The sequence below is a fragment of the Collinsella sp. LCP19S3_D3 genome (genome assembly GCF_052121455.1).
Taxonomy (GTDB): domain Bacteria; phylum Actinomycetota; class Coriobacteriia; order Coriobacteriales; family Coriobacteriaceae; genus Collinsella.
In genome coordinates, this window is the sequence record NZ_JBQKEF010000069.1 from 1 (window position 1) to 387 (window position 387).

A 387-nucleotide genomic window follows, 5' to 3' on the forward strand; every position below is an offset into this window, starting at 1 on the left:
CGCGCGAACCGCCACGCCCTCTCCTGCCTGGTCCTCCTGCGGCCCGAGACGGTCACCAGGCACGACATGTTGTCCGTGATGCACTCCTCCGGGACGCCGCCGAGGCGGGTGAAGGTGGCGAGCAGGCAGGACAGCAGGTCGTCGAGCGTGCGGCTCCTGACCGGTATGAAGCGGTGCTTCCGGGAGTAGCCGAGCGTCGCGGTGAACACGCTGAACTCGAAGACCTCGCCCTCCGAGTCGACGAGCCTCATGCCCTCCTTCCAGTCGAACTGCAGCTGCCTGCCCGGGGGCGTCTCGAACCGCGGGTGCGGCTCGCGGCCGCCCGCGCCCCCGAAGGGCACGTCGCGGGCCCGGCACCAGGCGGTGAAGGCGCCGTACCCGGGCAGC

The 387-nt window shown here is 71.8% G+C and carries 1 pseudogene; it reads right to left on the reverse strand.

Annotated elements, in window-relative coordinates:
- A pseudogene (locus ACTQXM_RS09075) lies at positions 1 to 251 on the reverse strand (IS21 family transposase); the annotation flags it as partial.
- Between the last annotated feature and the right edge of the window lie 136 nt (positions 252 to 387).